Genomic DNA, 21,081 nt, shown 5'->3' with positions numbered 1-21,081 from the left:
GTTACGGGGAACCAATCGTTGAATCGGTGAGCGGGTTGAACTGGGAGACCCAGGGGAACACGAAGACCATCAGCACCGCGACGGCCAGAAGGGCCAGGACCACGGAGAGGATGACGCGCAGCCACAGTGGCCCGGGGAGCGCCCGGAAGACCCATCCATACATCCTGGTTATCCCTGTCCTGCCGCGCGGGCTACCTGCTCCGCGATCTCGGGCGGAGGCCCAGCATCCGAGGGACGCCAGGATTCCAGCACCGAGTAAGCAATAATACGCTCCTGCGCCCCGAACCTCGGATTGCAGCTCGTCAGGGTGAGGATGCGGTCCACCGGCTCCGCGCCCGGATCGGCGGGCACAGGGGCGATCACGTCCACGCGGTCGGGCAGCACGATCTCCGTGTTGCGGAAGACGTAGGTGTAGTAGCCGTCCCGCGTCTGGACGTGGATCCTGTCGCCCGGGACGAGCGTGTGGATCCGGTCGAGCACCTGTCCGTGCGTCTGGCGGTGGCCGGCGAGGGCGACGTTCCCGAGGGCCCCCGGAGCACCGGAGCCCGGGTAGTGCCCGAGCCCGAGGTTGTCCAGGACGTCGGGCCCGACGCCGGATGTGACCGGCCGCGAGTAGTCCTCGCCGAATCGGGGGATGTAGACGGCCCCGAAGGTGCCGGTGAGGTCTTCCTGCGGAAGGACGACGGGCTCGCCGAAGTCCCCGGGAACCGGTGGGTCCCCGCCGTCCGCCGAGGACGGAGGAGTTTCCTCGATGTCCGGCACGTCGGACAGGAACTCCCCGAGCGCCTGCTCCTGCCTGATCCCGGAATCGATGTTGGTCCACCACAGTTCCCACCCGACGAACAGCAGGAGGATCACCCCGGCCGTGATCAGCAGTTCCCCGATCACCTGGGCGGCGACCTGGAACGCCGTACGACGGCGGCGCTGCGTCCGCGCCCCGACCGGGCTGCGCGGTGCGACGTCGACGGCTGATCTTGCCACTGCCGCTCCTGCCCTGGGTTGCACGGGTCACGGACGGTTCTTGGCTAGAATCAGGGGGATGACCGGGCCGCCGGACGTTGTTCTCCTTCAGGATAGCCTGCGGGTCCGGGCACGCCGCGGCGGCCGGTATGACCACCGGCGCGGCTGATCGCAGCCGTGCCCTGTCGAGGAGAAACAGTGCCCGAATCGAAGCCCCGCAAGAGAGCCCGAGCCGCGGTCCCCGCCGTGACGTCCTCACAGCCCAAACCGAACCCCGCCTGGTACAAGCCCGTCATGTTCGGGCTCATGATCATCGGGCTGCTCTGGATCATCACGTTCTACATCTCGGAATCGCGCTTCCCCGTCGAGGCCTGGGGGTCGTGGAACATCCTCGCCGGTTTCGGCATCGCGATCGTCGGGTTCCTCATGACGACGCGCTGGCGCTAGCGACGCCGTGCCGGCGGTTCCGCCGTGGGGCACCGGTCCCCTCCCCGCGTTGTGCACACGGTGTGCAGAAAGTTATCCACAGATGTGCACAGGATTGTTGATGGTTCAGGGATAGCCCCGAAAATCCGGGCGCCGCTTATCCACAGGTGTGGAATTACATGTGTGTAAGTTATCCCCTATGTGGATAAGCCCTGTGGAAAACTCGGGGAGGGCCGGTGCTGTACGCACCGACCCTCCCCGAATCCGTCCACCGAGGCACCCGCCTAGAACGGCAGGAGCGAGACCCCCAGGAGGGTGAGCAGGACCAGGAACACGACGACGACCCCGAGTCCCAGCCACTGGAGGCCCGCCTGACGCGGACCGCGCGGGGCGTAGGCGATCACTGCGGCGCACGCAGCGCCGACCACGAGGCCGCCGAGATGTGCCTGCCAGGCGATCGACGGCACCAGGAACCCCAGTGCCGCATTGATCGCGATCAGGACGACGATCTGGCGCACGTCCCCGCCACGCTTCCGCTGGACGATGAACAGCGCCCCGAACAGGCCGAACACCGCGCCGGAGGCGCCGACCACCCCCTGGACGGGATTCCCCGACAACAGCAGGACGCCGACGGATCCGCCGACGGCCGAGATCAGGTACAGGGCGAGGAACCTCGCCCGTCCCAGAGCCGGCTCGAGGACCCTGCCGAGGATGTAGAGCGCATACATGTTGAAGGCGATGTGCAGGAACGAACCCTGCGAGTGGAGGAACGCCGCCGTCAGCATGCGCCAGGGCTGGGCCGGAACCGCACCGTCCACCCCGGCGGTGAAGAACGGAGCGTAGACGAAGGCACTGGTCATCCCCGGCAGCACCAGCTGCAGCAGGAAGACCACCACGCAGATCCCGATCAGCGTGTAGGTCACGACGGTTCCGTCCCCGCGCACGACGCCGCCGAAGGCGGTCCTGTGGACCGGAGCACGGGCAGCCTGCTCCCGCACGCAGTCCACGCACTGGAACCCGACCGCCGCAGGCCGCTGGCACTCGGCGCACGCAGGCCTCTCACACCTCTGGCACCTCACATAGCTGGTGCGATCAGGGTGCCGCGGGCAGACCGGTGCCTGCCGACTGCCGGCGTCGGGCGCGGGGACACCGTAGGACATCAGGGTTAGAGCTGTTCCACGGTGATGCTCTTGACGACGACGTCCTCGAGGGGCTTGTCCCGCATGTCGGTGGCGATCGCGTTCAGCTTGTCGACCACCGAGCGCGACGCCTCGTCGGTGACGTCACCGAAGATGGTGTGCTTGCCCTGCAGCCACGTGGTGGGGACGGAGGTGATGAAGAACTGGGAGCCGTTCGTACCTCGCCCGCCCTGGGTGCCGGCGTTGGCCATCGCCAGCTTGTAGGGCTCCTTGAAGGAGAGATCCGGATTGATCTCGTCGTCGAACTTGTAGCCGGGGCCGCCGGCGCCCTGGCCCAGCGGGTCCCCGCCCTGGATCATGAAATCCTTGATGATCCGGTGGAAGATGGTCCCGTTGTACAGGGGAGCGCTGCTCTCCTCGCCGGTCTGCGGGTGGGTCCAGGCGATCTCGCCCGTCGCGAGTCCCACGAAGTTCCTGACCGTCTTCGGCGCATGGTTGCCGAAGAGGTTCACCTCGATGTCGCCCTGGTTGGTATGGATGGTCGCTTTAGCTGTCGGAATAGCAGTCATCAGGCCATTCTTCCATGCGGTATCTGACAATAAGCTGGGGTGTGGCCTTTCAGCGCACAGTGAAACGGCCATCACGCGGAGCGCCCCGCCTGCCGCCGGATAGCACGCTCTGCCCATGCAACGTAGGCTGATCAAAACGAGTAACCACCCCTTGGAGGTTTTTGTGAAGAAGAACGTACGCACTACCCACGAACTCGAGGAAGGCGTCGCTCTCGGCCTGGCGGCCGCTGCCGGCCTGGCAGCCGCCCGGGATTGGGCCACGCCTCGCGTCGATGCCGCCTACGATTGGGCGAAGCCCCGGTGGGACAAGGGCATCGAGACCGCCGGGCCCGCACTCCAGGACACCGTCCGCAAGGCCACGGACGGTATCGTCGGCGGAATCGCCGTCGTGACCCCGAAGATCCAGGACGGGATCGACAAGGTCGGCCCGCGTATCTCGCAGGTCATCGATGACACCACGCCGAAGATCCAGGGAACTCTGGACAAGGCCACCCCGGCGCTCAACTCGGCGAAGGTCAAGGTGGTCGACGGTTACCTGCCTGCCCTGTCCACCAGGCTGGGTGAGGCGGCGGACACCGCGTCCCGCTCGCTCGCCTCCGCGGAGGTTCCGACCGCCGTCGAGAATGTCGTCATCAGGATCACGGGTGACAAGAAGGCGGTCAAGAATGCGCAGAAGCGCCTGGTCGCCGCCACACTCCAGGCGTCCAAGGACCTGAAGAAGAGCGGCTCCCGCAAGAAGAAGGGCAAGGGTTGGCTGCTCTTCGGGATCATCGCGAGCGCCGTGATTGCCGGGGTCGCCGCCTGGCGGGCATCGAAGCCGGTCGAGGATCCCTGGAAGACACCGGCTCCCATCAAGGCGACGCCGGCACCGGTCAAGCCGACGTCTGCCCCCGTGTCGAGCGGGAAGACCGGAGAGCCCAAGGATGTCGTCACCTCCATCAAGGAGGCGGCCGACCGCGCCGCGACCTCCGAGGGTCAGAGCAAGACCACTGCCAAGAGCGACGACAAGGCCAAGGCCGCGAACGACGCCAAGGATGACGCCAAGGCGAATGCCGCTGACGCCGCCAAGAAGGTCGCCGACAAGGCGAAGGACGTCACGGAGACGGCCAAGCGCTCCGCCACGACGGACGAGCCGAAGGCCTGACCCGAGCACACCCTGCATCGAGGAACCCCCGGTCGTCGACCGGGGGTTCCTTTCTGCCCGATGGCGGTTACGGCATCGTATATTCCGTGGGAGACATTTTACTCGCCGCCCAGGCCCGGCGGCGGGGTCGCCGCCTCTGCTTCGGCGGACAGGCGCCGTGCCTTCCGGCGCTGCTGGCCCCGGATGACGACGGCGAGACCCACCAGGATGAGGACGAGCCCGCCGTAGGTCCCCACCGGAAGCTGCTCATCGAGGAACACGGCGGCGAGGATGGCGGCTCCCGGGATCTCGAGCAGGATGATCATCGAGACCACCAGCGGACTCATGACTGCAAGGAGATGGTTGAAGACGGAGTGTCCCATGATCTGCGCCAGCAGCGTCACACCGAGGATCCCCAGCCAGGCCGCCGGGCTGAAACCAACGAGGGGCTGCCCGGTGGCGGCGCACAGGACCACCAGGATCACCGCGCAGGCGCCGTAGCAGAGCGTGGTGTACGTTCCCGTGGACATGGTGCGTCGGGCGGACGCCCCGGCCATCTGGTAGACCGCGGCGAGGGCGCCCCCGGCGAGGGCCAGCAGGTCGCCCAGGAGAGCCTCCCGCGAGAGCGAGAGATCGAAGCCGGTGATGATGAGGACGCCGACGAAGGCCACTCCCAGCCCTGCCACCACCGCCGCCTGCGGCTTGGATCCCAGCAGGGCGTTGAACAGCGCGATCCATGCGACCTGCAGGCACACCAGGGCCGTGGCTGCCGCGACGGACGTCAGCTTCAAAGCCGTGATGAAGCACGCGAAGTGGAGGGCGAGGGCCACGGCCGCGATGCCCAGCTGTCGGTACTCCGCCCGGGTCAGCGAGGCGAATTCGGACCTCCGGGAGATGACCGCCGGCCCTCCCATCAGGACGGCGCCGAGCAGGTTGCGCCAGAACGCGATGGCGAGGACCGGGGCCGCCGTCGCCGCCATGATCGGTCCGGAAGCCGACACCCCGATGACGCCGAGGATCGAGAGGAAAATGGTCACCCGGCAACTGTAGGGCAACGCGTCGGCAGCCCGTCACTCACCCTCTGAACGCGGAAAGTCCCGGCCACCGGCCGGGACTTTCCTCTTCGGTGGAGGCACGGGGACTCGAACCCCGAACCCCCTGCTTGCAAAGCAGGTGCGCTACCAATTGCGCCATGCCCCCGAATGCGGCTCCGCCCGATGTCTTCACATCGGACGTCGTTCCCTGGAGCTAAGCGACCTCGTCCGTCGCATTGCTCCAGACACTCTTGCTCTTCTCCGAATCCATCCACCGCTTGTACACGAGGACACTTGCGGCAGCCGCTGCTGCAACGAGCAACTTCTTCACGACAGTCTCCTTGCAGTCACCTGCGAGTGGTGGATCCGTGGGCGTACCAGGACTTGAACCTGGGACCTCTTCGTTATCAGCGAAGCGCTCTAACCGCCTGAGCTATACGCCCCGATACCTCTTCGGGCCGAGATACGACTTTACAGTAGTGTCTCGGCATTCTTCAAATCGCCCTCCAGGCGCCGAAGGGGCCGGTCTCCTAGTCGTCGGTCAGCGTGACGCCGATGCCCCCGACGAGCGTGGACGAGATGTTGTACAGCACGGCCGAGAGCATGGCGAGCGCGGTCAGGAGGACGACGTTCACGACGGCGATGATCGTCGCGAAGGACAGCACCTGCGGCAGTGAGGCGAACTGGCGGAGGTCGAAGCCACCGCTCTCCGATCCTCCGATCTCGCGGAGCAGTTCGTTCACGCCGTCGAAGATGCCCGTCAGGTCGAGGACGGTCCAGATGACGAAGGACGCGACGACGGTGACGATGCCGAGGGAGACCGACAGCAGGAACGACATCTTCAGGACCGACCACGGATCGACCTTGCTGACGAGCAGCCGCGCCTTGCGGGCCTTGGCCTTCGGGGCCGGCTTCACGAGGCCGGGGCGCTGTCCCGGACGGACGGGCTGTCCGCCGGATGCTGGCCGCTGGGCGGGGCGAGCGGGAGCACCCACGCGCGGCGGCGCCCCGGACGTTCGCACTTGACCGCTGGGTGACCGCGGGTTGGTGTTGGCCGAGCTCACTCGCTACCTCCGTGTTCCGGCGACTCAGCGTCTGGCTCAGCCGTTTCCTCTGTCGACAACCGTACTTCATCGGCTGTGAACTCTGCAGGATCGTCCTGCGGGGTGAGCGTGCCGATCACGTCGACGTCCGGGCTCGCCTCGGCGGGATCCTCGATGAGGCCCTCCTCGACCGCGACGCTCCGTTCGCTGTTCCGTGCGACCGCGATGATGCGGTCGGTCCTGTCGGGCTTCGCGAAGATGACTCCCATGGTGTCGCGGCCCTTCGCGGGTACGCCGGCCACCGCCGACCGCACCACCTTGCCGCCGCCCATGACCACGAGGACCTCGTCCTCCTCCTGGACGACGAGCGCCCCGACGAGGTCCCCGCGCTCCTCGGCCAGCTTCGCGACCTTGATGCCCAGGCCGCCGCGGCCCTGCACGCGGTAGTCGTCCACCCTGGTCCGCTTCGCGAAGCCGCCCTCGGTGACGATGAAGACGTAGGAGTCGTCCTTGACCACGTTCGCGGCAAGCAGTTCGTCGTCCGCGCGGAACTTCATGCCGGTCACGCCCGAAGTGGCGCGCCCCATGGGCCGCAGGGCGTCGTCGTCGGCCGTGAACCGCAGCGACTGCCCCTTGCGGGAGACGAGCATGATGTCGTCGTCACCGGACACCAGTTGTGCGGAGACCAGTTCGTCGTTGTCCCGCAGGTTGATGGCGATCACGCCGGCTGTGCGGTTCGTGTCGTAGTCCTCGAGACGGGTCTTCTTCACCAGTCCGCGCTTGGTCGCGAGGACCAGGTACGGCGACTGCTGGTAGTCCCGCAGGTCCAGGACCTGGGCGATCGTCTCGTCGGGCTGGAAGGCCAGGAGATTGGCGACGTGCTGGCCCTTGGCATCCCGTGCGGCCTCGACGAGCTCGTACGCCTTCGCGCGGTACACGCGGCCCAGGTTGGTGAAGAACAGGAGCCAGTGGTGGGTGGTGGTGACGAAGAAATGCTCGACGACGTCGTCCCCGCGCAGCTGCGCGCCCCTGATGCCCTTGCCTCCTCGTGCCTGCTGGCGGTAGTTGTCACTCCGCGTGCGCTTCACGTACCCGCCGCGGGTGATGGTGACGACCATCTCCTCCTCGGGGATCAGGTCCTCCATGCTCATGTCGCCGTCGTAGCCCCTGAGGATCTCGGTGCGGCGGTCGTCGCCGAACTTGGCCACGATCTCCGTGAGCTCCGTGCTGACGATGCCACGCTGCACGTCCTCGGAAGCGAGGATCCGGTTGAACTCCGTGATCATCGCTTCCAGTTCGGCGTGGCGGTCCTGGATCTTCTGCCGCTCGAGGGCCGCGAGGCGCCGGAGCTGCATGTTGAGGATGGCGGTGGCCTGGAGCTCGTCGATCGAGAGCAGCCCCATCAGGCCGTCGCGGGCCTCGTCCGTCGTGGACGAGGCGCGGATCAGGGCGATGACCTCGTCGAGGGCGTCGAGGGCCTTCAGCAGGCCGCGGAGGATGTGGGCCTCCTCCTCCGCCTTGCGCAGCCGGTACCGGGTGCGGCGCACGATGACCTCGAGCTGGTGGGTCACCCAGTGGCGGATGAACGCGTCGAGGCTGAGGGTGCGGGGCACGTCGTCGACGATCGCGAGCATGTTCGCGCTGAAGTTGTCCTGCAGCTGCGTGTGCTTGTAGAGGTTGTTGAGCACCACCTTCGCGACGGCGTCACGCTTCAGCACGATCACGAGGCGCTGGCCGGTGCGCCCCGACGTCTCGTCACGGAGGTCGGCGATGCCGCTGACCTTGCCGTCCTTGACGAGTTCCGCGATCTTGATGGCGAGGTTGTCGGGGTTGGCCTGGTACGGCAGCTCCGTGACGACCAGGCACGTCCGGTTCTGGATCTCCTCGACGTTGACGACGGCGCGCATGGTGACGGATCCGCGGCCCGTGCGGTAGGCGTCCTCTATACCCTTGTGGCCGAGGATCTGGGCGCCGGTAGGGAAATCAGGTCCCTTGATCCGCAGGATGAGCGCTTCGAGGAGCTCCTCCTTCGTGGCGTCCGGGTTCTCGAGGTACCACTGGACGCCGTCGGCCACTTCGCGGAGGTTGTGCGGGGGGATGTTCGTGGCCATGCCGACGGCGATGCCGGAGGACCCGTTGACGAGCAGGTTCGGGAAACGCGACGGGAGGATCGTCGGCTCCTGGTTCTTGCCGTCGTAGTTGTCCTGGAAGTCGACGGTCTCCTCGTCGATGTCGCGCACCATCTCCATGGCGAGCGGTGCCATCTTCGTCTCGGTGTACCGGGGCGCGGCGGCGCCGTCGTTGCCCGGCGATCCGAAGTTACCCTGGCCGAGCGCGAGCGGGTAGCGCATCGTCCAGTCCTGGATGAGGCGCACCAGGGCGTCGTAGATCGCCGAGTCGCCGTGCGGGTGGTACTGGCCCATGACCTCACCGACCACGCGGGCGCACTTGTTGAACGAGCGGTCCGGCCGGTAGCCGCCGTCGAACATCGCGTAGAGCACGCGGCGGTGCACGGGCTTCAGCCCGTCGCGTACGTCGGGCAGCGCCCGGCCCACGATGACCGCCATCGCGTAGTCGAGGTAGGACCGCTGCATCTCCGTCTGCAGGTCGACCTGCTCGACGCGGTCCGTCAGGACCTCGCCCTCGATGGGCTCGTCAGGTCCGTTGCCGGTGATGTCGTCACTCATGAATCAGTTCCGTTCGTGATGGTTTTCAGCCACAAAGGTCGCTCGACTGCAGGCCGGTACACGGCGTCCTGTGGAGGCGCCTTGATATTCGCGGGGAACGAGCGAATCTCATTGCGCCGGCAGGATGCCGGGTGTAGGACCTCAGATGTCGAGGAAACGCACATCCTTGGCGTTCTGCTGGATGAAGTTGCGGCGGGACTCGACGTCCTCGCCCATGAGCACGGAGAACACCTGGTCGGCGGCGGCGGCGTCGTCCATGGTCACCTGCAGCAGGGTGCGGTGGTCCGGATCCATGGTGGTGTCCCACAGCTCGGTGTAGTCCATCTCGCCGAGACCCTTGTACCGCTGGATCCCGTTGTCCTTCGGGAGCCGCTGGTTGTTCGCGACGCCCATCCTGATGACCTCGTCGCGTTCCCGGTCGCTGAACACGTAGTCGTGCTTCGCGTTGGACCACTTGATCCGGTACAGCGGGGGCTGTGCGAGGTACACGAAGCCGTTCTCGATGAGCGGCCGCATGTAGCGGAACAGCAGGGTCAGCAGAAGCGTGGTGATGTGCTGGCCGTCCACGTCGGCATCGGCCATGAGCACGATCTTGTGGTACCGCGCCTTGTCCACGTTGAAGTCCTCGCCGATCCCCGCACCGAACGCGGTAATCATGGCCTGGACCTCGCTGTTGCCGAGCGCGCGGTCGAGGCGGGCCCGCTCCACGTTCAGGATCTTCCCGCGGAGGGGGAGGATCGCCTGGGTCTCGGGATTCCGTCCCCGGACCGCGGAGCCGCCGGCCGAGTCACCCTCGACGATGTAGATCTCCGACCGCGCGGGATCCTTGGACTGGCAGTCCTTCAGCTTGCCCGGCATCCCGCCGGACTCCAGCAGTCCCTTGCGGCGCGTGGACTCACGCGCCTTCCGGGCCGCGAGGCGTGCCTGCGAGGCCTGGATCGACTTGCGGATGACATCGCGGGCCGGTCCGGGGTTGCGCTCCAGCCAGTCCCCGAGCTGGTCGGTGACCACGCGCTGCACGAAGCCCTTCGCCTCGGAGTTGCCGAGCTTGGTCTTCGTCTGGCCCTCGAACTGCGGCTCCGACAGCTTGACGGAGATGACGGCGGTGAGGCCCTCGCGGATGTCGTCACCCGTGAGGTTGTCGTCCTTCTCCTTGATGATGTTCTTCTCGCGCGCGTACTTGTTGATCAGCGTGGTCATCGCCGCACGGAATCCCTCTTCGTGCGTGCCGCCCTCATGGGTGTTGATCGTGTTCGCGTAGGTGTGCACGCTCTCGGAGTACGCCGATGTCCACTGCAGGGCCACTTCCACGGCCATCTTGCGGTCCGTGTCCTCGGTCTCGAAGGCGATCACGTCGGGGTGGATGACGTCCACGCGCTTGGAGGAGTTGAGGTGGTGGACGTAGTCCAGCAGCCCGTTCTCGTACAGGTACACGACGGAGCGGTGCTTCGGCTGTCCGTCGGACTCCTGGGCGCTGTCGACCTCCGCGACCTCGGTGGTCTCCACAGCGTCGACGCGCTCGTCGGTGAGCGTGATGCGCAGTCCCTTGTTGAGGAAAGCCATCTGCTGGAAGCGCGCGCGGAGCGTCTCGAAGTCGAACTCCGTGCTCTCGAAGATGGTGTCGTCGGGGTAGAACGTCTGCGTGGTTCCCGTCTCCGACGTCTCCTCGCCCTTCCGCAGCTCACCGACCGGCTTGCCACCGTCCCCGAAGGACTGGCGCCATACGTGGCCCTGGCGGCGCACCTCGGTCTCGACGCGCTTGGACAGGGCGTTGACGACGGAGATGCCGACGCCGTGCAGGCCGCCGGAGACCGCGTAGCCGCCACCGCCGAACTTGCCGCCCGCGTGGAGGATGGTCATGACCACTTCGACGGTCGGCCGGCCCTCAGTGGGATGCATGTCCACGGGGATTCCTCGGCCGTTGTCGACGACCTTGACGCCGCCGTCGGACTGGAGCGAGATCTCGATGTGGTCGCAGTACCCCGCCAGCGCCTCGTCGACGGAGTTGTCCACGACTTCGTAGACGAGGTGGTGGAGACCGCGAGGACCGGTCGATCCGATGTACATCCCCGGGCGCTTCCGGACCGCTTCCAGACCTTCGAGCACTGTGATCTCACTGGCACCGTAGGCGTGTTCCGTGGCCGCCTCGAGGATCGGGGACTCGCCGTCGCCTATTCTCACGTCGCTTGCATTCAACTCGTTCTCGTGTGCCACAGGCGTAGACGGCTCCTCAGCTGGATCGACCAAAACAATCTTCACTATTCTACCCCGGGGAGGGCCGCGGTCCTTCGCGAACACCCCTTCACTGGCCAATAAAGCCGTGTCAGAGTGGACGGCAGTCCCGCCCATGAGCCCGGATACGACCGCCGGGACCCTGATTGCCCTACAGGCCGTTCAGCCGATGGCCGTTCGGAGCCGATGTCACCCGTAGGTGTCCCTGGGTCCGCGGCCCTTCACGGAGCGTCCACCCTTGCGCCAGCTGGGGGCGGCGGGTCCGATGACCGACAGCCGGGTGACGACCCCGGGACCGAGTTCGGCTTCGAACCGCTGCAGGACCTGGGGGGTGATGAGGCGGAGCTGCGTGGCCCAGGCGGTCGAATCGCACCGGACCAGCACGGTGTCCGCGTCGAAGCTCTCGGGCACGCAGTGCGCGGCGATGTCCACCCCCACGATCTCGCTCCAGCGTGACAGCACCGATCCGACGGCGACGGGCGACTTCCATCCCCGCTCGGCAAGCATCCGCGAGAAGACATTCCCGACGCCCTCCGGATCCCGGCCGCCGTACACCGGCTCCGGGGAGTACCGCCGTCGGCTCGTCTTCGGTGTGCGCTTCGACGCGCCCTCCCGTGGTGTGCCCCTCGCCTGCGAGGCGCTTCGCAGCCGGTTGAGCAGGGCCTGCGGCGCGTCCTGTTCCGGGAATTCCTCTGCGGCATCCGGCGTGTCCGCCAGGTTGCCGCCCTCCTGCCGGGGCGCGGGCGGCCGGGCACCGGTGGATTCCGGCTCCTGTCCGTCCGCGGGCGGGCTCCCCCCGGACGAACCGTCAGACATCTATTCCTCCGAGGGCATGTGTATCGCCTGCGGGGAGTTCACGGTTCGGCCCTGGAACGGCGGGGTCGCCGCTTCCGCGGGTGCCGCCGCCCCCTTCGACGGCCCCGGGAACGACCCGGAGTTGCCGGCCGACGAGTGCCGAGGGAATATCGTCGCCCACGGCCGCGGTGACCAGGACCTGCTCCGCCGGTGCCACGATGGCCGCGAGGCGGGTGCGCCGCTGGGCATCGAGTTCGGCGAAGACATCGTCGAGGATGAGCACCGGGTCACCCCCGGGTGTCCGGTCCTCCTCGAGCAGGAGGTAGTAGGACGCCAGCCGCAGTGCCAGGGCCGTGGACCAGCTCTCCCCGTGGGAGGCATAACCCTTGACGGGTGCCCCGCCGAGCAGCAGCGCGAGCTCGTCACGATGCGGTCCGACGAGGGAGATTCCGCGGTCCAGTTCCTTCCGGCGGTGGCGCAGGAGACCCTTGAGGAACAACTGGATGAGTGAGGCCTCGTCGAGCCCCCGCAGGCTGTCGTCCTCGTCGTGGCGCATCGGATCCGCGGCGCCGTCGTGCGCCGTGGGGTCCGACGACGGCGAGACGCTGGAGACGTAGGCGAGGTCGACGGATTTCGAACCGTCCGTCAGCTCCTGGTAGGCCCGCTGGACATGGGGACGGAGTTTGTCGACGAGGACCACCCGCGCGGACAGGAGGCGGGCACCGGATTCAGCGAGGTGCTGGTCCCACACATCGAGGGTCGCCTCGTGCCCCGTCGAGAACCGGCCCGCCGCACGGGCCGATTTCAGCAGGGCGTTACGTTGCTTGAGGACCCGCTCGTAGTCCGCCCGGAGCGCGGAGTGGTGCGGCAGCAGTGACACCATGACGTCATCGAGGTACCGCCGCCGCACGGACGGGTCGCCCTTGACGAGGGTCAGGTCCTCCGGTGCGAAGAGCACGGTCTTCAGGATGCCCGCGGCGTCCCTGGCCCGCACGGGATTGGACCGGTTGATCCGCGCACGGTTCGCGGCGTCGGCATTGATCTCGACTTCCACGCTCGTGCGCTGCGCACCCCGGACCAGCCGGCCCCTGATGATCGCCCGTTCCTCGCCGAAGGCGATGAGTGGTTTGTCCGTGCTGACCCGGTGCGATGAAAGAGTCGCGAGGTAGCCGATGGCCTCGACGATGTTGGTCTTACCCACGCCGTTGGGTCCGACGAAGACAGTGATCCCCGGCTCCAGGGCGGTGTCGAGCTGCTCATAGCTCCGGAAGCCGGTGAGCGAGAGGTGCTCGACGTACACCGGAGCGCCGCTTACTCGGGCTTCGGCTGAGCGGGCCTGACGGCATGGCCGCCGAACTGGTTGCGTAGCGCAGCCACCATCTTCATGGACGGGGAGTCCGCCTGCCGCGAACTGAACCGGGCGAACAGGGCTGCAGTGATCGCGGGAGCGGGCACCGAGTTGGCGATCGCCTCCTCGACGGTCCATCGGCCCTCGCCCGAATCCTCCACGTATCCCGCGATCCGCGCGAGGCCCGGGTCTTCCTGCAGTGCCTTGACCACGAGGTCCAGCAGCCAGGAACGGACCACGGTGCCCTTCTGCCAGGCCGCGAAGGTGCCGTGGACATCCTTCACGATGTCCTTGGCCTCGAGCAGTTCGTAGCCTTCAGCGTAGGACTGCATGAGCCCGTACTCGATCCCGTTGTGGACCATCTTGGCGTAGTGACCGGCTCCGACGTCTCCGACATGGACGAAGCTCTCGGCGCGCTCCCCTTCGGGGCGCAGTGCGTCGAAGATCGGCATGGCGAGTTCCACGTCCTCATCGGTCCCGCCCGCCATGAGGCCGTAGCCGTTCTCCAGGCCCCACACTCCACCCGAGACGCCGCAGTCGAGGAAGCGGATTCCCTTCTGGGCGAGCAGCGTGGCATGGAGCTGGTCGTCGGTGAACTTCGAATTGCCGCCGTCGATCACGAGGTCGCCTTCGGCCAGCAGCTGGGACAGCTCGGTGACGACGCCGTGGGTGATCTCCCCGGCCGGCACCATGACCCAGACCACGCGCGGCGTGGGCAGGACGGCCACCAGTTCCTCGAGGCTCGGTACGTCCGTTCGATCAGGGGAGCGGTCGAAGCCGGTGACTTCGATCCCTTTCGCCCGGAGTCGCTCCCTCATGTTGAATCCCATTTTCCCGAGACCGATGAGACCGATGTGCATGAGCTCTCTTTCTGACGACGTGTTCGTCCGGCCGTCGGCCGGCGTGGAGGAACTGGTCACGCGGCTACTGATTGGGGAGCCGGACGGGCATGAGCAGGTAGCGGTAGTCTTCCCTGTCCTCCCCGGACGCGTTCTCCTGTGCCGAGAGCACCGCGGGCTTCGGCGGGGACGTGAAGGAGAACCGCACGTAGGGGCTGTGGAAGGCCCCGAGTCCCTCACTGAGGTAGTGGGGATTGAACGCAACGGTGATGTCGTCGCCGTCCAGTGTGGCTTCGATCGCCTCGGAGGCCTGGGCATCCTCCCCGGTACCGGCGTCGAGGGTCACCTGTCCGTCGGTGAATGCGAGGCGGACGGGCGTGTTGCGTTCGGCGACGAGCGAGACGCGGCGTACCGCTTCGACGAGGGCGCTCGTCTGCACTGTGGCGTGGATCGGCGTGGTGTCGGGAAACAGCGACCGGATCTTGGGGTAGTCACCGTCCACGAGGAGCGAGGTGGTGCGTCGCCCGCCGGACTCGAACCCGATGAGCTCGGAGTTGTCCGAGAACGCGATGTTCAGTTCACCGGCCCCGCCGAGGGTCTTGGCCACTTCGTTGAGGGTCTTCGCCTTCACGAGGGCGCTCGTGGAGATGCCGGGAGTGGTCGGTTTCCAGGAGACTTCGCGAAGTGCCAGCCGGTAGCGGTCCGTTGCAAGGAGCGTGATGAGGTCGTCCTCGATCTCCATCCGCACGCCGGTGAGGATGGGCAGGGTGTCATCGCGGCTCGCGGCGATGATGACCTGCGACACGGCCTGGGAGAAGGCATCGCCGTCGACCACGCCACTGACAGCGGGAAGTTTCGGCAGTTCGGGATATTCCCCTTCGGGCATAGTTGCGAGGTTGAAACGACTGTTGCGGCATGTGAGCGTCACCTTCGAGCCGTCGGTGGCCACCTCGACCGGCGCTGAGGGCAGACTGCGGCAGATGTCGGCCAGGAGTCGTCCGGACACGAGGATCGTGCCTTCCTCGAGGACGTCCGCGGGGATCTCGAGTCGCGCCGAGATCTCGTAGTCGAAGCTCGAGAGGCTGAGCGTGCCGTTCTCGGCTTTGATCAGCAGGCCCGCCAGGACGGGCACGGGTGGCCTCGGTGAGAGGGAACGAGCGGTCCACGACACTGCCTCTGCAAGTACATCCCGCTCAACTCTGAATTTCACGGAGCAGTGCCGCCTTTCGCCAGATCAAAAAAACAGCCACCGGCGAACCGCCGGCGGATGGTCGGGTCCGATGCCTGGGTGGGTGGTCCCACGGCACGGGAACTACAACCCTACTGGGTCCGAGCCCAGCCGGGTAGCGGTCCCGTGACGCGGGGACCGGGAAGGCCCGGGGAGGTGTGCGGGACGTGGAATGTTATTTGACGAGCTTTTGAAGTTTAAGGTCCGTAGTGTTAATAACTGCTGTGGATTCTGTGGATAACCGGCTGGGGCCGGGCGTCGGCGCGGATTTTGCCTGTGGACAACGTGTGTGTCCAGACGACGGCCCACAGGGTCGGGGTGGGGACAGGATTCTTGTCATTCCGCGGATCCACAGGCGAGTAGGGGGTTATCCTCAGTCTGCACCGCCATGTTCCCCCGGTTATCCACAGTTGTGTCCACACCTGTTAATTACGCGGGTACCTGCGGGAGGCCTACTCGCCGGGTCAGCCTTCGCGCTGCTTGTGCTTGATGCGGTTGGTGAGCTCGGTGACCTGGTTGAAGATCGCGCGGCGTTCGGCCATGAGCTCACGGATCTTACGATCGGCGTGGATGACGGTGGTGTGGTCCCGTCCACCCAACTCCTGGCCGATCTTCGGCAGGGACATGTCCGTCAGTTCACGGCAGAGATACATGGCGATCTGACGTGCGGTCACGAGGGTCCTCGTGCGCGACTTGCTGCACAGTTCCTCCATGCTGATCTGGAAGTAGTCGGCCGTCTGGGCCATGATGACCGTCGAGGTGATCTCCTGGGCGCCGTCGTCGGAGATCAGGTCCTTCAGGACGATCTCCGCCAGGTTCACGTCCACGGGCTGGCGGTTCAGGCTGGCGAAGGCGGTGACCCTGATGAGGGCTCCCTCCAGTTCGCGGATGTTCGTGGCGATCTTCGAGGCGATGTATTCGAGCACGTCATCCGGGGCGCTCAGGCTGTCGCTGATCGCCTTCTTCCGGAGAATGGCGATGCGTGTCTCCAATTCGGGGGGCTGGATGTCGGTGAGCAGGCCCCACTCGAAGCGCGAACGCATGCGTTCCTCGAACCCGATGAGCTGCTTGGGTGGCAGATCGGAAGTGATGACCACCTGCTTGCTGTGGTTGTGCAGCGCGTTGAAGGTGTGGAAGAACTCCTCCATGGTCCGGTCCTTGCCGGACAGGAACTGGATGTCGTCGATCAGCAGGATGTCGACATTGCGGTAGGTCTGCTTGAAGCTCGAGCCCTCGTCATCGCGGATCGAGTTGATGAAGTCGTTGGTGAACTCCTCGGAGTTCACGTACCGGACGCGGATACCCGTGTACAGGTGCCTCGCGTAGTGGCCGATGGCATGCAGGAGGTGGGTCTTGCCCAACCCCGAGTCGCCGTAGATGAACAAGGGGTTGTACGCCTTCGCCGGTGCTTCGGCCACCGCGACCGCGGCCGCGTGGGCGAAGCGGTTGGATGACCCGATGACGAAGGTGTCGAAGATGTACTTCGGGTTCAGCCGGCCGAACTCGTGCGAATTGCTCGGCGGCGTGGGTGACGGTTTGGCCTCCCCCTTCGGCTCCGGCGACGGCGCCTCCATCGGTTCCTGCTCTGGAACCTCCTCGACGACGGGCGTCAGTTCGGGATCGATCACGAACGCGCACTGGATGTCCTCGCGGAACACGTCGCGCAGCGCCTCGTCGAGGGCTCCCTTGAGTTGTGTCTGCAGCACTTCCCGGGTCAGTTCGTTCGGCACGGCGATGAGCATCGTGGTCCCGATGAGTCCCTGGGCCTGGGCGAGGACCATGAAGCCGCGCTGGCGGGGGGTGACGCGGTCGTCCTGTTCGAGGGTTCGGATGACTTTACGCCAGGAGCTCCCGACGTCGTTTACCTCATCTGTACCCACGAACACCCCTCTAGAACTGCGTTTCCGCTCGAAAATGTCCGTCATCCACAGGGTTGTGCACATGTCGTGGATAAACGGACCAGAGCCAAGACTAGAGGATGGAAAGTACAGAAGATAGCGGATTGACGCGGTCTCCGGGCCCGGGTCGGGGCTGGTACCGGGGCCCCCTGGAGGGGCGTGTAGGGTGATTCGAGGTCGGGTTGTCCACAGGCTGGTGACAACGCGATCCACAGGGCACCGGGCACGAGTTTGACGCCCGTCAGCGCTGTCCCCTAACGTTATGTAGTCCAACATGTCTGCATTTCGCATGCCATCACAGGTGTTCCCGGGTACTAAGAGGCCTCGGGATGTGACAGCTCTTCCGCGAATGTCGGATGTACACCTTCATCGCGTCAGTCTGTTCTTCCCCCTTGTTGCAATGGGCCGGACGCATCTCAAGATCGTTCTGGAGTAACTACAGTGAGCAAGCGGACTTTTCAGCCGAATAACCGCCGTCGTGCCAAGAAGCACGGTTTCCGTCTTCGCATGCGCACCCGCGCTGGTCGTGCCATCCTGTCGGCGCGCCGCGGCAAGGGCCGTACCGAACTCTCGGCATAAGCGGTTCCTCCCTCGCCATGCATCCTTCGGATGATCGCGTCGGCACGGGTTCTCCTTTCTCAGCAATGGACAGGTTTCCCCCGTGCTCCCGATGATCCACCGGGTGCGAACGGCAGCGGACTTTGCACGTACCGTACGTTCCGGTGCCCGGTCAGGGCGCCGGAACGTTGTGTTATACGGCTCCCGGACAGAGGATTCCGCACCGTCGAGGGTCGGGTTCATCGTCGGCAAGAACGTCGGGAACGCGGTCACCCGCAACCTCGTTAAGCGAAGGCTCCGCCATTTGTCGGCGGAGTGGGTCGCAGCGAACCCTCGCGGTTACGACGTCGTGGTCCGGGCACTACCGGCGGCGGCGGACAGCGACTGGCCGGCCCTGACCAAGGACTTCACGACCTCCGTGTCTGCGGTGGCCCGGAAGCTGGGGAGCACCGAACCACCGGGAAGGCAGGGCGGAGTATCGTGAGCAAAGTCGCTGTTCAGGTGCTGGGCTTCCTCGTAGGGCTGCCTCGCCTGGGCGTGATCGGACTCCTGATCGCGTACCGGAAGGTCGTCTCTCCGCTGTACGGACAGGTGTGTCGGTTCTACCCGAGCTGTTCCGCCTATGCCCTCGAGGCCGTGACCGTCCACGGAGTCGTGCACGGCAGCTGGCTCGCCTCGAAGCGGCTGGCGAGGTGCCACCCCTGGAACGACGGTGGGGTGGACCACGTCCCGCCCGGTGGCAGGAGTTTTCCCGAGGGGAACGCGCCCGCGATAGTTGTGTTGAACCACCCGGTGATTCCGGCCGATGATGAATGCCGCCCCGCGGCCCGAGGAGCAGACTGATTATGGGTTTTTTTGAGACGATCCTGACACCGTTCAGGTGGCTCGTGTCGTGGATCATGTTCATGTTCCACGAGGGCTTCACGTTCCTCGGAATGAATCCCGCATCCGGGTGGACCTGGGTGCTGTCGATCATCGGTCTCGTCGTCGTCATCCGTGCCGCCCTGATCCCGGTCTTCGTCAAGCAGATCAAGGCGCAGCGCGGCATGCAGGCGCTGCAGCCGGACCTGCGCAAGCTGCAGCAGAAGTACAAGGGCAAGACGGACCAGCTCTCGCGTCAGGCGATGACGCAGGAACAGATGGCCCTGTACAAGAAGCACGGGACGAACCCGTTCGCCGCCTGCCTTCCCATCCTCATCCAGATGCCGTTCTTCTTCGCCCTGTTCACGGTCCTCAACGGGATCTCGCGGGCCAGTGAGGACAATGAGGGGATCGGCGCGCTCTCGCCGGACTCGGTCCGCGAGTTCGATGACGCGACGATCTTCGGCGCACCCCTCTCTTCCACCTTCCTCGGCAGTTTCGGCGCCGACGGCAACCTCAGCGTCATCATCCTCTCCGTGATCATGATCATCGCCATGACGGCGTCGCAGTTCATCACGCAGAAGCAGATCATGGCGAAGAACATGTCCGAAGAGGCCATGCAGAGCCCCTTCATGCGTCAGCAGAAGATCATGCTGTACATCCTCCCGCTGGTGTTCGGCATCGGTGGGATCAATTTCCCCATCGGTGTCCTGGTGTACTGGACCACCACCAACGTGTGGACCATGGCGCAGCAGTTCTACGTGATCCGCAGGATGCCCACACCCGGGTCCCCTGCTGCCAAGGCCCTCGCCGACCGGCGCGCCAAGAAGGGCCTGCCCATGGTCCCGCTGCTCGGAGAGCGCAAGGCCGAGCCGGCGGTGGAGACGGTGTCCGAACCGCGGATCCAGCGTGTCCAGCCCCAGCGCAAGAAGAGGAAGAAGCGATGACGGTAGACAACGGAGAGCAGATCACCGAGCACGAGCCGGAGCCCGACAACGACGTCGAGGGTCCTTCGGCGAGCAAGGCGTCCCGGCTCGACGAGGAAGGCGACGTCGCGGCGGACTACCTCGAGGAACTGCTCGACATCGCCGACATCGACGGGGACATCGACATCGAGGTCCGCAGCGGCCGCACGTACATCTCCATCGTGTCCGAGGACACGTCCGACACCGGGCTGAGTTCGCTCGTCGGGCGCGACGGCGAAGTGCTGGAGGCGCTCCAGGAGTTGACGAGGCTCAGCGTTCTGACCGCCACCGAGACGCGATCGCGGCTGGTCCTGGACGTGGACGGCTACCGCGATCGGCGCGGGCGCGAGCTGACGAAGATCGCGCAGGACGCCGTCGAGAAGGTCAGGGAGACCGGGGAGGACCTCGCACTCGCACCGATGTCCGCCTACGAGCGGAAGATCGTGCACGACGTCGTCGCCGACCTCGGATTCGTCAGCGAGTCCGAGGGGGAGGGACAGGCACGGCACATCGTCGTGTCCCCCAGCGATGACTGAATCCGTCGTCCCTGACGGCGGTGTTCCCGAGCCGACGATCGAGGAACTGGAGGCTGCGTCCTCCGTCTTCGGTGCCCGGCTCGCCCTGGCCCACGGTTTCGTCGCTCATCTCGCGTCGTCCGGCATCGAGCGCGGGCTGCTCGGACCCCGGGAAGTGCCGCGGCTGTGGGGCCGTCACGTCCTGAATTGCGCCGTGGTGTCGGAGCTCATGGACCCTGGTGCGTCGGTCGTGGACGTCGGAAGCGGGGCAGGTCTGCCCGGTCTGGCGATCGCGATCGCGCGGCCCGATCTTCAGCTCGAGCTGGTGGAACCGCTCGAGCGGCGCGTGATCTGGCTCGAGGAGGTCGTCGCCGATCTCGACCTGGACAACGTGAGCGTCCACCGGGCGCGCGCGGAGCAGATGGTGGGCACCCTCCGGGGTGACTACGTGACCGCGCGGGCCGTCTCCGCACTCTCGACGCTCGCGGGATGGACGATTCCGCTGACGAAGGCCGGAGGACAGGTCCTCGCGATCAAGGGACGCAGCGCCGGCGAGGAGATCGAGAAGGCCCGCAGGGTCATCCGGACGCTGGGTGGGGGGACTGCGGAGATCGTCCTGGCCGGGAGTGATGTCCTCCAGGAACCCACCACCGTCGTCCGGATCCCGGTCCGTTCTGCGTGAGTCCCGGCCGAGCACGCGTGGCGTCGTCGTCCCGTGCGTGGCGGACCGCCCGTTACCCTTGTAGATAACGACGTCTGGCATGTGAGAGTGAGCTACTGAGTGACCATCAAGGACGCCCCCGCGAAGAAATCCGGGCCGCTGCAGGTTCCGGGATCCCCTCCCTCCGTTGGACTGCGCGC

At 66.1% G+C, this 21,081-nt stretch carries 22 protein-coding genes and 2 tRNA genes; 8 read left to right on the top strand and 16 right to left on the bottom strand.

What is annotated here, in order from left to right; genetic code table 11:
- Position 1 precedes the first annotated feature (1 nt).
- Together ACX80P_RS12085 and ACX80P_RS12080 are read right to left on the bottom strand one after the other, a co-directional pair.
- Positions 2–163, bottom strand: coding sequence for a hypothetical protein (locus ACX80P_RS12085; protein WP_459278344.1), 162 nt, complete (start codon positions 161–163; stop codon positions 2–4).
- A 5-nt stretch (positions 164–168) separates the two neighbouring features.
- Positions 169–981 (bottom strand): class E sortase, encoded by an 813-nt coding sequence (locus tag ACX80P_RS12080; RefSeq protein WP_459278343.1) that lies wholly within the window; start codon positions 979–981, stop codon positions 169–171.
- Positions 982–1,158: 177 nt separating this feature from the next.
- Here ACX80P_RS12080 and ACX80P_RS12075 point away from each other — a divergent pair, with 177 nt between their 5' ends.
- The gene (locus ACX80P_RS12075) at positions 1,159–1,407 is read left to right on the top strand and encodes a cell division protein CrgA (RefSeq protein WP_459278341.1); all 249 of its coding nucleotides are present in this window, start codon (positions 1,159–1,161) and stop codon (positions 1,405–1,407) included.
- 263 nt (positions 1,408–1,670) lie between these two features.
- Here ACX80P_RS12075 and ACX80P_RS12070 read toward each other — a convergent pair whose 3' ends face one another.
- Together ACX80P_RS12070 and ACX80P_RS12065 are read right to left on the bottom strand one after the other, a co-directional pair.
- The gene (locus ACX80P_RS12070) at positions 1,671–2,309 is read right to left on the bottom strand and encodes a rhomboid family intramembrane serine protease (RefSeq protein ID WP_459278340.1); all 639 of its coding nucleotides are present in this window, start codon (positions 2,307–2,309) and stop codon (positions 1,671–1,673) included.
- 242 nt (positions 2,310–2,551) lie between these two features.
- Positions 2,552–3,094 (bottom strand): peptidylprolyl isomerase, encoded by a 543-nt coding sequence (locus tag ACX80P_RS12065; RefSeq protein WP_459278339.1) that lies wholly within the window; start codon positions 3,092–3,094, stop codon positions 2,552–2,554.
- A gap of 163 nt (positions 3,095–3,257) precedes the next feature.
- Here ACX80P_RS12065 and ACX80P_RS12060 point away from each other — a divergent pair, with 163 nt between their 5' ends.
- Entirely contained in the window at positions 3,258–4,238 is a 981-nt protein-coding gene (locus tag ACX80P_RS12060) for a hypothetical protein (protein WP_459278338.1), read from the top strand.
- A 98-nt stretch (positions 4,239–4,336) separates the two neighbouring features.
- On the opposite strand, the gene ACX80P_RS12055 is transcribed toward ACX80P_RS12060, so the two are convergent.
- The 12 genes from ACX80P_RS12055 to dnaA form a co-directional block, all read right to left on the bottom strand.
- Positions 4,337–5,254 (bottom strand): DMT family transporter, encoded by a 918-nt coding sequence (locus ACX80P_RS12055; RefSeq protein WP_459278337.1) that lies wholly within the window; start codon positions 5,252–5,254, stop codon positions 4,337–4,339.
- A gap of 90 nt (positions 5,255–5,344) precedes the next feature.
- Positions 5,345–5,417, bottom strand: a tRNA-Ala gene (locus ACX80P_RS12050).
- A gap of 48 nt (positions 5,418–5,465) precedes the next feature.
- Positions 5,466–5,582: a DLW-39 family protein gene (locus ACX80P_RS12045; protein ID WP_459278336.1), complete on the bottom strand. Its 117-nt coding sequence runs from the start codon at positions 5,580–5,582 to the stop codon at positions 5,466–5,468.
- Between the two features lie 38 nt (positions 5,583–5,620).
- A tRNA-Ile gene (locus tag ACX80P_RS12040) sits at positions 5,621–5,694 on the bottom strand.
- 87 nt (positions 5,695–5,781) lie between these two features.
- On the bottom strand, positions 5,782–6,315 hold the full coding sequence (locus ACX80P_RS12035) for a DUF3566 domain-containing protein (protein WP_459278335.1): 534 nt from the start codon (positions 6,313–6,315) through the stop codon (positions 5,782–5,784).
- Positions 6,312–8,981 carry a DNA gyrase subunit A gene (gene gyrA, locus ACX80P_RS12030; protein ID WP_459278333.1) on the bottom strand — a complete coding sequence of 890 codons (2,670 nt, stop codon included), beginning with the start codon at positions 8,979–8,981 and terminating at the stop codon, positions 6,312–6,314. The genes ACX80P_RS12035 and gyrA overlap by 4 nt, the downstream gene beginning before the upstream one ends.
- 141 nt (positions 8,982–9,122) lie before the next feature.
- Positions 9,123–11,162: a DNA topoisomerase (ATP-hydrolyzing) subunit B gene (gene gyrB, locus ACX80P_RS12025; protein ID WP_459278332.1), complete on the bottom strand. Its 2,040-nt coding sequence runs from the start codon at positions 11,160–11,162 to the stop codon at positions 9,123–9,125.
- A 240-nt stretch (positions 11,163–11,402) separates the two neighbouring features.
- Positions 11,403–12,029 carry a DciA family protein gene (locus ACX80P_RS12020; protein ID WP_459278331.1) on the bottom strand — a complete coding sequence of 209 codons (627 nt, stop codon included), beginning with the start codon at positions 12,027–12,029 and terminating at the stop codon, positions 11,403–11,405.
- The gene (gene recF / locus ACX80P_RS12015; RefSeq protein WP_459278329.1) at positions 12,022–13,308 is read right to left on the bottom strand and encodes a DNA replication/repair protein RecF; all 1,287 of its coding nucleotides are present in this window, start codon (positions 13,306–13,308) and stop codon (positions 12,022–12,024) included. The genes ACX80P_RS12020 and recF overlap by 8 nt, the downstream gene beginning before the upstream one ends.
- 11 nt (positions 13,309–13,319) lie before the next feature.
- On the bottom strand, positions 13,320–14,276 hold the full coding sequence (gene gnd, locus ACX80P_RS12010; protein WP_459278328.1) for a phosphogluconate dehydrogenase (NAD(+)-dependent, decarboxylating): 957 nt from the start codon (positions 14,274–14,276) through the stop codon (positions 13,320–13,322).
- 4 nt (positions 14,277–14,280) lie between these two features.
- Complete coding sequence (gene dnaN, locus ACX80P_RS12005) at positions 14,281–15,405, bottom strand: DNA polymerase III subunit beta (protein WP_459278327.1); 1,125 nt, start codon at positions 15,403–15,405, stop codon at positions 14,281–14,283.
- A 482-nt stretch (positions 15,406–15,887) separates the two neighbouring features.
- A complete protein-coding gene (dnaA, locus tag ACX80P_RS12000; protein ID WP_459278326.1) occupies positions 15,888–17,348 on the bottom strand; it encodes a chromosomal replication initiator protein DnaA in 1,461 nt (486 codons plus the stop codon).
- Between the two features lie 414 nt (positions 17,349–17,762).
- On the opposite strand from dnaA, the gene rpmH reads away from it, so the two are divergent.
- The 6 genes from rpmH to rsmG all read left to right on the top strand — a co-directional run bounded on the left by rpmH (position 17,763) and on the right by rsmG (position 20,902).
- Positions 17,763–17,900 (top strand): 50S ribosomal protein L34, encoded by a 138-nt coding sequence (rpmH, locus tag ACX80P_RS11995; protein ID WP_022892375.1) that lies wholly within the window; start codon positions 17,763–17,765, stop codon positions 17,898–17,900.
- A gap of 91 nt (positions 17,901–17,991) precedes the next feature.
- Positions 17,992–18,363 (top strand): ribonuclease P protein component, encoded by a 372-nt coding sequence (rnpA, locus tag ACX80P_RS11990; RefSeq protein WP_459278522.1) that lies wholly within the window; start codon positions 17,992–17,994, stop codon positions 18,361–18,363.
- A complete protein-coding gene (yidD, locus tag ACX80P_RS11985) occupies positions 18,360–18,722 on the top strand; it encodes a membrane protein insertion efficiency factor YidD (RefSeq protein ID WP_459278325.1) in 363 nt (120 codons plus the stop codon). Before rnpA ends, yidD begins: the two co-directional genes overlap by 4 nt.
- A 2-nt stretch (positions 18,723–18,724) precedes the next feature.
- On the top strand, positions 18,725–19,687 hold the full coding sequence (gene yidC, locus ACX80P_RS11980; RefSeq protein WP_459278324.1) for a membrane protein insertase YidC: 963 nt from the start codon (positions 18,725–18,727) through the stop codon (positions 19,685–19,687).
- On the top strand, positions 19,684–20,241 hold the full coding sequence (locus ACX80P_RS11975; RefSeq protein ID WP_459278323.1) for a Jag family protein: 558 nt from the start codon (positions 19,684–19,686) through the stop codon (positions 20,239–20,241). The genes yidC and ACX80P_RS11975 overlap by 4 nt, the downstream gene beginning before the upstream one ends.
- Positions 20,234–20,902: a 16S rRNA (guanine(527)-N(7))-methyltransferase RsmG gene (gene rsmG, locus ACX80P_RS11970; protein WP_459278322.1), complete on the top strand. Its 669-nt coding sequence runs from the start codon at positions 20,234–20,236 to the stop codon at positions 20,900–20,902. The genes ACX80P_RS11975 and rsmG overlap by 8 nt, the downstream gene beginning before the upstream one ends.
- Positions 20,903–21,081 lie beyond the last annotated feature (179 nt).

It is taken from the genome of Arthrobacter arabinosi (assembly GCF_054511115.1).
This window is presented reverse-complemented; position numbering and strand designations above follow the sequence as displayed.